7 protein-coding genes are annotated in these 11,732 nt (G+C 47.3%); all 7 read right to left on the reverse strand.

Features of this window, described 5'->3' with window-relative positions; genetic code table 11:
- Nucleotides 1-3 precede the first annotated feature (3 nt).
- The gene (locus G7035_RS02780) at nt 4-990 is read right to left on the reverse strand and encodes a restriction endonuclease subunit M (RefSeq protein WP_019686399.1); all 987 of its coding nucleotides are present in this window, start codon (nt 988-990) and stop codon (nt 4-6) included.
- A 21-nt stretch (nt 991-1,011) separates the two neighbouring features.
- Nucleotides 1,012-1,956: an MsnO8 family LLM class oxidoreductase gene (locus tag G7035_RS02785; RefSeq protein WP_019686398.1), complete on the reverse strand. Its 945-nt coding sequence runs from the start codon at nt 1,954-1,956 to the stop codon at nt 1,012-1,014.
- Nucleotides 1,957-2,027: 71 nt separating this feature from the next.
- Entirely contained in the window at nt 2,028-3,443 is a 1,416-nt protein-coding gene (locus G7035_RS02790) for a deoxyguanosinetriphosphate triphosphohydrolase family protein (protein ID WP_019686397.1), read from the reverse strand.
- Between the two features lie 280 nt (nt 3,444-3,723).
- Nucleotides 3,724-4,635: a nickel transporter permease gene (gene nikC / locus G7035_RS02795; RefSeq protein WP_019686396.1), complete on the reverse strand. Its 912-nt coding sequence runs from the start codon at nt 4,633-4,635 to the stop codon at nt 3,724-3,726.
- Between the two features lie 35 nt (nt 4,636-4,670).
- Complete coding sequence (locus tag G7035_RS02800; RefSeq protein ID WP_019686395.1) at nt 4,671-5,675, reverse strand: ABC transporter permease; 1,005 nt, start codon at nt 5,673-5,675, stop codon at nt 4,671-4,673.
- Nucleotides 5,676-5,703: 28 nt separating this feature from the next.
- On the reverse strand, nt 5,704-7,359 hold the full coding sequence (locus G7035_RS02805) for an ABC transporter substrate-binding protein (RefSeq protein ID WP_019686394.1): 1,656 nt from the start codon (nt 7,357-7,359) through the stop codon (nt 5,704-5,706).
- Nucleotides 7,360-7,860: 501 nt separating this feature from the next.
- Nucleotides 7,861-11,730 carry a non-ribosomal peptide synthetase gene (locus tag G7035_RS02810; RefSeq protein WP_019686393.1) on the reverse strand — a complete coding sequence of 1,290 codons (3,870 nt, stop codon included), beginning with the start codon at nt 11,728-11,730 and terminating at the stop codon, nt 7,861-7,863.
- Nucleotides 11,731-11,732 lie beyond the last annotated feature (2 nt).

Genomic DNA, 11,732 nt, shown 5'->3' on the forward strand with positions numbered 1-11,732 from the left:
AAGCTACTTACAGATCCAGATTTCCCGACTCATACCTGTCTTATAGATACGGCATTGCTCCATAACGGTCCAGCCTGACTCGGATAGCAATGTTGCCATCGGCTCCGTGCTCACAATCACTGTCCGCGCGGCCAGGCGTCTCAGACTGCACAGCATCTTTTTTTGTTCGTCAGCAGGGAGCACGGAGCACAGGTTATAAGGCATATCCAATATAGCTGCATCATAATTACCTGTGAGCATGTTCATATCCCCCAGTTTCACCAGATCTTCTTCATATCCATAATGGCGTAAATTCACTCGTGCCCCACGCACCGCCAATGGGTTGATATCACAGCCGCGAATATCCTTGCCCATACTCAATGCCTCAATCATTACATTGCCCATCCCACAACACGGGTCCAGCAGTTTCAAGGAGTCTGACTTTCCCTTAGATGCAGTTAGATCCGTTGCTGCCAAATTCACAAGTGCTCTGGCTACCAGAACGGGTAGTCCAGTAGAATAGTTTTGCGGCTTCTGACGACGTTCCTGCCACGACCTGTCGCTATACTCGCATATGCCCATTAGCCATCGTTCTCCTAATCGTATGACTCCTAGGATTACATCCGGTGTCTTCATTTGCGCCTGCCCCTGAATACGTGCACCAATCCGGCGTTCTATCCCGCGCCGCTCGTCATAATCAGCCTCATTGTCCCCTTCTTTAAGGCACAGCACCTTAAAGGTCTTTCCTTCCTCAAGCTGTAACATGGAAGCTGCCTCGCATAGCTCCTCCAGCGTGTCCGCCTCGATGATGATATCCAGACGAAGATGGATAAACGGGCTGATCCCTGGCTCCCGCCGAAGATGGGACGACAGCATGGAACTATGCACAGGCTGTTGACCGAACAAGCACTTTAGTTCCAAAAGACACAATTCACGCTCGGTCTCATGACACGCATAGGTATATATGTAGCGAGGTTTCATTTTATCTGTATCGATTTTGTATTTATTCATGTCAGTTCTCTTTTCATCTTTTCATTTGGAATCAAGACTACCATTCACAACCTCCGCTATTAGTCGGTAGGAATGAAGGCGCTGCTCATAATCGGGAATGGGCGTGACCAACAGAAACTCATCATTATTATATTTGATCTGCAAGCTACGCAACCGTTCGGTAATAACCGATGGTGTTCCCACCAGCCAACTGGCTCGGATCGCTGGATCGCCTAATGAAATCTGAGCAGCCCATTGCTGCGCCAACTCATCTGTCGACGCACATACTGCTCCTACAGCAACCATAGTACGGGGCTTGTCCATCCGTGTGGACGGCTGAAAGCTGGAGCGGTAAATGCTTAGCATTTCTTCCGTTTGCTGTTCACTCATAAATTGGCCGAATACATAGCCCGTTGAATACTGCGCAGCATATTCGGCACTTTTTCGGTTGGTACCCAGCATCCACAGCGCTGGCGGCTGTTCTGGCATTGGACGGGCAAACACGGGGATCTGTTCATATTCATATGTGCCTTCCAACAAAGCCAATAGAGCTTCCATCTTCTGTGGCAGTTCGGTCACATGTTGAAGAAAATTGCCGCTCAGTGCCATCGAAGCATGAGGCCCCCCGCCAGGGGCCCTACCCAGACCCAATTCGACTCTGCCTGGATATAGAGCAGCCAGCAGATGAAACCATTCGGCGACCTTGACTGGACTATAATGCGGGAGCAATATAGCCCCCACCCCCAGTTGGATGGTCGTCGTCACCGCCCCGATATGAGACAACAGCACTTCCGGACTGGAGGAAGCCAGCCCCTCCATATCGTGATGCTCGGAGGTCCAGTAGCGTGTATATCCCCATGCTTCCGCCTGTTTCGCCAGCTTTGCCGCCCATTGAACTGCTTGCTCCGGACGATTGCCGGGCAGCAGCGGTACCATATCAAGCACACCGAGATTCAACGAGTTAGTAGCTAAAGACTGAGGTTGCATATACGCCTTCTCCTCTCCCTTCTATCCGTTCTAAACAAGTTTCTTCTACTATATAGGGTTAAAAAAAAACGTTAGTCCAGGTCATAAATGGAACCTACCTTCAGGCCATATAACTCATTATAAATTTTTTCAGCAAAAGCATCAGTCATGCCTGCAATATAGTCAATGACCATATGCTCCCATGTCCAGATTGGTTTGGCCTTGGCCTGGTCTCGCTCGTAGCGCTGGAGCCAATCGGTCGGAATAATGGACTTGGATGTTTCGGGGTCCAGAAAAGCCAACCATAACCGTCTAAGCATCCATTCACTGCGTTTTTGCAGACGCTGTACGCGCAGATCGCGGATCATGGTGACCCAAGCAAAGCTTTTTAATACACTCACCGTGCGCAGCATATCCAAATCCTCGCTTCCATCCCGTACGAAGGTTACCTTTTTCCAGTTTCCATCATCAATTACACCTAAGCTGCTGACAAATAGGCTGACCCAGTATGCTTTGACCTCCCGGCGAGTGCGAGAATAATCGTGTTCACATATCGGCATCTTCCCATTCCACACCTTCAAAAATTCGCTTAGTACCGCTGCGACCTTCTGCTCAATCTCAGCCAGTTGCCAGCCTTGCCAGAAGCTATCCTCCAACGTAGTGATTTTTTCCGTGATCAGACGAATTAAATATGGGTCATATAAGAAATGCTCGTGCACCTCAATTTTCCCTGCCTTAATCCCATCCTCCAAATCATGCGCGGAATAAGCAATATCGTCGCACAGATCCATGAGCTGGGCCTCCAGCGTTTTTTTACCGTCAGGGATGCCCCAATCCTCGCGGATAGAACGTATATATTCCCACTCATGCAGGTACAACCCTTTTTTGTTCAGAATCCCTGGATACGGGTATTTGTTGATTCCGAGCAATACAGCGTCCGACAAATTCAAACCATCCACATTCTCACGCTTCTCCAAAAACATAATCAGCCGAAAATTGTGCGCATTCCCTTCAAAATGCTCATAAATTTGTCGCTCGCGTGCATAGGCCTCAAGCCCACGCTTGGACTCAGGCGTAAAGCCACCAGCAGCGGATATCTTTTCTACCTTCGTCTCAATCAGTTGATCCAAAATCCCGTCCAGCACCTCTTCTCCCTTGTGTCCGAACGGTGGATGCCCAAAGTCATGTGCGATCGACGCACACTCCACCACCTCAGGGTCAATGATCAGTCCTGCGTTATCCGCCTGTTCCAATTCTACCTCTGGATGACGGCGCAGCAAGCTTCGTGCTGCCTCACGCGCAATTTGTGCTACCTCCAAAGAATGCGTTAGCCGTGTGCGATAATAGTCGCCTGTGCCTGCGCCAAATACTTGTGATTTACCCTGCAACCGACGGAAAGTCGGTGAATGGATCAATCGGGAATAATCCCGTTCATATGCTGCCCGTGAAGCGTCGCTTCGTGTCTGCTCCGCAAATTGTCGATGCTCTCTTTTATTTTGCCATGTCATAAAGCCCACTCCCTACGTACTCAATTGGAGTGATTATACATTTTTTTCACGCCTCAGGAAAGTTCACATGACTTACGGAGAAGATTGCAAACCATAGCGGGATGAATCGAAGTACACTAAACGTAAACAAAGTCATATAAAAAGGTGTTCCCCAGCTACCAGATTCAGGGAACACCTCTTTTCTTCAATTTAAATAGAAGTATATAAGTAAAACTAAAAAATGTGCATGGAAAACGGTGTAGACGGAATGATGCTGTTTATATACCTCGCTATTTTTATCCTAACGCTTCGCTCTTGGGTCCAAAACATCCCGCAGGCCATCACCCATCAGATTAAAGCCCAATACGGTCAGCATGATAGATATCCCCGGAAAAATAACTGTCCACGGCGCATTTTGGATATATTGCCGCGAATCGGACAGCATTTTGCCCCACTCGGGCTCAGGAGGTTGTGCACCCAAGCCCAGAAATCCGAGCGCTGCTGCTTCAATAATAGCCGTTCCGATCCCCAATGTTCCTTGTACGATGATCGGCGTCAGGCTATTAGGCAAAATATAACGGAGTATGATTCGCCGATTATTAGCTCCAAGCGCTCTGGCAGACGTAATATACTCCTCCGTTTTGACACTCAGCACCTTGGAGCGAACCAATCGTCCATACGTTGGCACATTGACAATGGCAATGGCGTATAACGCATTTTCCAACGAAGGCCCCAGAATGGCCACAATAGCAATTGCCAGCAAAATCCCCGGAAATGCCAGTAAAATGTCGAATAGGCGTGAGATGATCATATCAGCCCATTTTCCATAAAATCCAGCAATTAATCCTAAGGCAGTTCCTACAATCATGGAACCAATAACGGACAAGAAACCGACCCATAACGAGATTCTGGCGCCATACAGCGTACGAGTCAGCAAATCTCGGCCAAGATCATCGGTACCGAACCAATGTTCTGCGGAAGGAGGCTGCAAGCGGCTCACCAAATTTTGCTCTTTATAGTCAAAAGGAGCAATCCAGGGCGCGATCAAAGCAATGATGACAAAGAAGATAATAATGCTGAGACCGACGAACGCCATTTTATTGTGACGGAACGCTCTCCACGCGTCTCTCCAAGGGCCCGACACCACAGGCAAATGCGCCAATGTATTGCGTGTTGTCGGTATGTTATTGGGTTCGATTGAAAATTGTGACATCGGACATGCTCCCCCTTGACCAATTGACGACTTGATTACTGATAACGAATACGCCGGTCGAGAACAGCGTACAGCAAATCGACAATCAGATTAATGATGACGAACAGGAACGCAATGATTAGAATTCCGCTTTGTATAACCGGATAGTCACGCGAGCTGATCGCTTCAAAAATGTACCGTCCGATGCCGGGCCAGGCAAATATGGTCTCTGTCAGTACGGCGCCTCCCAGTAACGATCCGGTCTGAAGACCGATGACAGTAAGCACAGGGATCGCAGCATTTTTAAGCGCATGTTTGTATACGACTTGAAAAGATGCCAGCCCCTTCGCCCGAGCCGTGCGGATATAGTCCTCATCCATCACCTCCAGCATGCTGGAACGGGTAATACGCGCTATGACCGCCATTGGAATCGTTCCCAGTGCGATACTGGGCAGGATCAAATGCTTGATGACGGTCCATACCTGATCCATACGTCCACCTATGACCGCATCAATCACGGCTAAATGTGTCACAGCTTCCACCGGATCACGAGAATTCATACGTCCAATGGAAGGGAGCCAATGCAGCTTATTAGCAAAGATCCACTGCTCCATCAAGCCCAGCCAAAAAATCGGCATCGATACTCCGACCAGGGCAATGACCATGCTGACATAGTCAAACCAAGAGTTACGCTTCCAGGCACTTACGATGCCTGCATTCATACCCACGACAACGGCAAAAAACATGCTTGCTACCGTCAACTCTAGCGTAGCCGCCAGATAAGGGACCATTTCCCGGGCAATCGGCTGCCGGGTGCGAATCGAATCGCCCAAGTCCCCTCGTGCCAGCTCACTTAGATAGGTCCCATATTGCTGTAACCACGGCTTATTCAGCCCTAATTGCTCACGCAGCGCCTGTTTGGACTGCTCCGTGGCCTTGTCCCCCAATATCGTTTCCGCCGGATCACCAGGAATAGCATGAATAATCGAAAACACGATAAGCGTCATCCCCAGCAATACGGGAATCAATATGGCCAGCCTTTTTACAATATATGAGTTCATATGCTATTCACCGCCCGCTTGCGTTTAGCTATTCAAAATAAATATTACCGTACGCTTCAATACCTGCCGGACAAGGTACAAAACCCTTAAGATTGACTTTGCCTGCCATCAACGGTGTGCTGTGAACCAAGGGAATCCAAGGTGCATCCTGTTTAATAATGACTTGTGCTTGTTTATACAATTCCGCACGCTTATCTTGATCAACCTCAACCTGCGCCTTTACCAGTATTTTGTGAAGTTCCTCATTCACATAAAAACTGCGGTTATTGCCTGGGATCGTGTCCTTGTCCAGCAATGTGTAAAGGAAATTATCCGGGTCGCCATTATCCCCATTCCATCCCAACATGTACAGATCATCCTTCTCTCCGGCTTTAAGATCATCCAGATACGTAGCCCATTCTGGAGATTGAATGTTGACTTTGACTCCTATTTTTTCAAAATCAGCTTGAATGGCCTCTGCTACCTTTTTGCCGTCAGGCATGTATGGGCGAGATACAGGCATTGCATAGAAGGTTAACGGCTCTGGAAGTCCGTTAGGAAAACCCGCTTCCGCTAGCAAAGATTTAGCCTTATTTAGATCATAAGTGTAGTCCTGAATGCTTTCATCGTATCCCCATAACGTAGGCGGCATCGGATTGACCGCAGGCTTGGCCTCGCCCGCAAACAATGCATCAATAATGGCCTGTTTGTTCACTGCGTGATTCAGTGCTTGCCGTACCTTGGGATTACTAAATGTCTTTTTCTTTAAATTAAATCCAATGTATGCCACATTAAAGGAGGGACGTTCGATTTTTACCAACTCGCTGTTACCTTCTAACTGCTTCGCATCATCCGGATTCAAATCTTCCATCAGGTCAATTTCCCCGTTTTGCAGAGCATTAAATCGCGCAGTGTTGTCTGGAATGGAACGAACGATGACCTTAGCTAGCTTTGGCTGTCCTTCTTTCCAATAAGTAGGATTCTTTTCCAAGGTGATCGTATCGTTACGTTTCCATTCCTTAAATACAAACGGCCCTGTGCCGACCGGATTATTTTTAAAATCAGCCTTTTTCTCCTTAATAGCCTTGGGACTTGCAATACTAAAGGATGGCATAGCGATATTTTGTAAAAAAGGAGCCTGCGGCTTGTTCAGTGTAAACTGGACGGTATTCGCATCCACCGCTTTAACCTCCTTAATCACTCTGCTTCCATCAGGCCCAAACATAGAATCATAATAGTCAAACGAGTCACCCTCAAATTTGTATGGACTTTTTGGATCAACCCAGCGGTCAAAGTTAAATGCAACTGCTTCTGCGTTAAAGTCACTTCCGTCATGGAATTTTACGCCCTGACGCAGCTTGAACGTATAGACAAGTCCGTCCGGTGATACTTCCCAGCTCTCTGCGAGCCCAGGCTGAATCTCCGTGGTACTTTCCTTGTATTCCAGTAGTGTATCGAACACCTGTATTCCGATTTTTAACGACTCGCTTTCAGTCACAATGGCAGGATCTAATGCCACGGAATCTCCGCCACGCCCATAGATCAACGTGTCTTGCGCGCCTTCTCCCGCTCCACCTGGCGGTTGTCCTGCTTCTGGTTTTGCTCCTTCACCTGATCCCCCACAACCGGAAAGCACCAAAACCGTTCCTAGCGCAAGTACCAGCAGTACGGTCCAGATCTTGTGTTTTACGTACTTTTTGCTCATGCAGCGAACCCCTTTCACACCTTATATATTGTTAATTCGTTGATACCGGATGAATACCAATTCCTTTGGATTGGCATGACAAGCTTGTCCTCAAGCTGTAGTCCCAAGTTCCGAGTTCATCAAATAGGTGTGTAGTAGGGAAGGTATGGAGGTTCTGGACAGGCTTTTTTTGAAGAATACAGGCACAGAAAGCATTCATAATCTAGTGGTGTTAGAGATGCAGTAGGGTAATGGAATAGATGTAATGTCATAAAAGGGAAGAGGATTGTGTTAGGTCATGGAGAATGTGTGATAAATACTCACAGATAGTAAATATTAGTTTCATACAAAGTTGATTATTGGATACTTTACTATAAATTTTGGAAGCAGACAAGGGGGTTTTTCATACATTGCCCTATGTTTTTATACATCATGTTAATTAATATTACAAATCAACTCACATGTTCAAATTAAACAAAAGCTCCTGCTTGTGGTCTTCAACCTTCAGGCAGGAGCATGTTTTTACCTCAAAAATGTATTCAGTACCAAACCTACAGATACGGCTTGAGCGCCTTTTACGATGGAAAAATGATCGCCAGGCACTTTATGGGTATACATTTCCCCCCTACAATACATTTCCCATCCTTTATATCCTAATTCCCAGGTATGTTCTGAAATAAACAAACATACAGGGGCTGTTACAACTCGATCTGGCTGGTAAACGTGCTGCATTTTTACCCAATGATTTACGCTTTTAAAGCGTTCTAGTAATTCATTCCGTCCCAACTCATGGAATTCAGGCAGCAAGGGCAGTACACTGGCTGGAAATGCTCGCTTCCACAGCGATAAATCCAAAGTCTCGTCCATTCTTTCCAGCTCTTGAATATGACGGTCCCAATGATCTTCCTTGCCATACTTCAAAGGCGGCAGTGTGTCCAGAATCGTCAAGAGTTCAACACGTTCTTCCCGCTCTTCCAATTGGCGGGTCATTTCAAAAGCAATCGTTCCCCCCATACTCCACCCGGCAACATAATAGGGACCTTTCTCTTGAATACTTTTGATTTGATCTACATACCGATGTGCGGCTTCTTTCATTCCAGCTGTTTTATTTCCAGCAAGAATCGAAGCATCCATTTTTATGCCCCAATAATTCCATGTAGCCGTAAGTTCGTTTACCAATTCCATGTAGCAACTGACATCCAAGCTCCCATCATGAATGAAAAAAAGGTGCTTATCCTGCGATATACCTGGCTTTAAAAGGACTAGCGTATCTGCTCTGGCCGGAAACTCACTTTTCGCCCTTCCCTTCAATGCATCTGCCAGTTGGCGAATGGTAGGGTAAGTAAATAATTTGGTAAGCGGCAGGTCGATTCCCAGCTCACGCAAAACCAATGAAACCAGCTTGGTAGCCTTGAGTGAGCTCCCTCCCAGGGTGAAAAAATTGTCCATTACCCCGATGCGATCCATGGGTAGGTTCGAGGGCAGAACCATCGACCAGATGCGAACCAGCTCCTGTTCCAGTTCGTTACAAGGAGGGACATATTCATTTTCCCGCAGTGCTTCAAGATCAGGCTCCGGCAGAGCGTTCCGATCCACTTTGCCATTCACGTTCAGCGGCAAACGAGGAAGCCGAATCAAACAGGCAGGAATCATGTAATCCGGCAAATACGTAGCGAGCTCCAGTCGAACTTCCGCCTGTGACATTTCTACATCGGAGACAAAGTAAGCACAGAGATATTTGATCCCATCGTTGTGTTGGCGAACAAGAACGACTGCTTCCTGAATCCCCTCGATGTGAGCAAGCCGAGCCTCAATCTCGCCAGTTTCAATACGGAAGCCCCGAATTTTGACCTGGTGATCCATGCGACCCAAAAATTCAAGCGTTCCATCAGCCAACCATCGAGCGCAATCTCCGGAACGGTACATTCGCTCTTCCGGCAACCACGGATGCGTAACAAATTTGGCTGCCGTTAATTCCTCACGATCCAAATAGCCACGCGCTAGCCCTTCACCGCCAATACACAGCTCACCCGGCACACCAATGGGCTGTAGTTGATTGGACGCGTTCAAGATATAGACCTGCGTGTTGGCGACAGGCTTGCCAATCGGCACGTTATGGTCATAGTCTTCTTGAATCGTATGAAACGACGTAAAAATTGTATTCTCCGAAGGACCGTACGCATTCACAATCGTTAAATCCGGCTGTGCGGCGCGAAGGAGCTTCATATGCTGTGGAGACAGGGCATCTCCTCCAGTCATGATCAGACGAAGTCCAGTGAAGATGGATGGTTTGTCATCAATCAACTGATTTAGAAGCGGGGCCGTAAACCATGCCATGGTGATTTGATACTGTGCCATCCTCATTCCGAGTATGTCGGCAGATAAAAGCTCTTCTTTTTCAATGAGATACAAGGTTGCTCCACTCAGCAGCGTTCCCCACAATTCATAAACCGACACATCAAAGGCCAGGGAACACGTCTGCAATATTCGATCCTCTGGCGTAATCTTCAGCGGTCCCGGCTCCAGTACCAGGCGGGCAAAGGATTGATGTTCAATCATTACGCCTTTCGGTTGTCCTGTTGACCCTGAAGTATAAATAATGTACATCACATTGCACGCCTGATTATTGTCCTCCAGATTACAGGACTCTCCCGTATATAGACTCGGGTCTGTGAGCAGCAGCGTTTCCGCCTGAGGAAAACGTCTGGTGCTGGCAGTTGGTAGAAGGCATATTTTCGCCTGGCTATCCTGTAAAAGGTATTGAATTCGTTCATCCGGGTAGAGCGGATCAATCGGCAAATAAGCAGCCCCCGCCTTCAAAATAGCCAATATACCGACAATCATTTCCAGCGCAGGCGTAGCTAAAATTCCAACTACATCCTCAGCCTGAACCCCCTTTTGCCGTAAAACCCGAGCTAATTGATTAGCACGTTCATTTAATTCCTCATACGTCAGTTGCTTTTCTTTCCAGTTCACAGCTGGATGGTCAGGCGTCCGTATCACTTGCTGTTCGAATAGACGATGGATGGGTACTCCATGCAATTTTTTTTCATATGCATTTTTGCTGCTGGTCTGATTAAAAGTATGAAGGAGAACAGTGCGTTCCTCTTCTGTAACCATATCAATATCTTCAATCCGAATATCGGGTTGTTCGCCAATGATCTCGACAATTCTGGCAAAATGCCGCAGCATGCGGCTGGCGCTTTCCTCCTTAAACAACGCTTTGCGATATTCCAATTCCAGCCCTATACCCTCCTGCATTTCGTATGCATACAAGGTGATATCAAATTTTGAGATTTTATGCTCAAAGCTATAAGGAGAAAACGTGACCTCTGTTGCAGGCACGAGAGGCTGCGGTACATTTTCCAATACAAAGCATGCATCAAATAAGGGATTGCGGCCGCTGATTCGTTCAGGATTGACCTGCTCCACCAGCATATCAAAGGGATAGTCCTGATGATCAAAAGCAGCGAAGGTTCGGTCTGCCACTTCTTCCAGAAAAGCAGAGAACTGCTTGCTTCCCAGCGGCTTCTGGCGCAAGGCGAGCGTGTTCACGAACATGCCCACAATCCCTTCAAACTCTGAATGAGTTCTTCCAGCGACAGGTGTTCCGATGACCAGATCCTCCTGCCCGGCATATTTGGATAGAAGGATGCTGTATGCGGCGAGTAGAACCATATACAACGTAACATTGTGCTGCAAGCATAATGCCCGCAAGGAGTGAGCTGTATCAGCTTTAATAGAAAACGGTACAACCCCGCCGCTGTAATCGGATCTTAGCCCTTTTCCATCCGTAGGCAACGACAGCAGCGGGACATCTTCTGTAAATTGGTTCAACCAAAATTCACCCTGCTTCTGAATATGAATGTCGCTTAATTGATCGTTTTGCCAGATCGTATAATCAACATACTGAAACTCCAATGGAGCAAGCTCCTGCCCGTGATACAGAGCCATCAGCTCTTCAAATATAATGTTGATGGTTACCGCGTCTGCAATGATATGGTGGATATCAAACAGGAACAGGAGCTCCTCATCAGCCAAGGGTACTAGCTCAGCCCGCCATAGAGGGACTTCATGCAGGCTGAATGGACGGATAAACTCGTTAACAAGCTTATCCGTACTCTGACCCGAATGTTCTCTATAAGGGATGGATACGTCAATGGATTCATGGACGAGTTGCAAAACCTCACCGTCCTTTTGTAGGAACGATGTTCGCAAGCCCTCATGACGTTCTGTCAGCCTACACCATGCCCTGTACAATCGCTCCTGCTTCAGCGGGCCTTTAATCATTCGAATGCTGGGCATGTTATAGATGATGTTAGGTCCGAGAAGATCATCTATCAGATATAGCCGCTTTTGCGCCGAAGATGTTTCATATCCTTCATAATGCATGA

This window comes from Paenibacillus polymyxa (genome assembly GCF_015710975.1).
Lineage (GTDB): Bacteria > Bacillota > Bacilli > Paenibacillales > Paenibacillaceae > Paenibacillus > Paenibacillus polymyxa.

Excerpts from the sequence above, each read along its gene's own strand:
- G7035_RS02780 (WP_019686399.1), bottom strand. The coding sequence starts at position 990 with ATGAATAAATACAAAATCGATACAGATAAAATGAAACCTCGCTACATA.
- G7035_RS02785 (WP_019686398.1), bottom strand. The coding sequence starts at position 1,956 with ATGCAACCTCAGTCTTTAGCTACTAACTCGTTGAATCTCGGTGTGCTT.
- G7035_RS02790 (WP_019686397.1), bottom strand. The coding sequence starts at position 3,443 with ATGACATGGCAAAATAAAAGAGAGCATCGACAATTTGCGGAGCAGACA.
- nikC (WP_019686396.1), bottom strand. The coding sequence starts at position 4,635 with ATGTCACAATTTTCAATCGAACCCAATAACATACCGACAACACGCAAT.
- G7035_RS02800 (WP_019686395.1), bottom strand. The coding sequence starts at position 5,675 with ATGAACTCATATATTGTAAAAAGGCTGGCCATATTGATTCCCGTATTG.
- G7035_RS02805 (WP_019686394.1), bottom strand. The coding sequence starts at position 7,359 with ATGAGCAAAAAGTACGTAAAACACAAGATCTGGACCGTACTGCTGGTA.
- G7035_RS02810 (WP_019686393.1), bottom strand. The coding sequence starts at position 11,730 with ATGCATTATGAAGGATATGAAACATCTTCGGCGCAAAAGCGGCTATAT.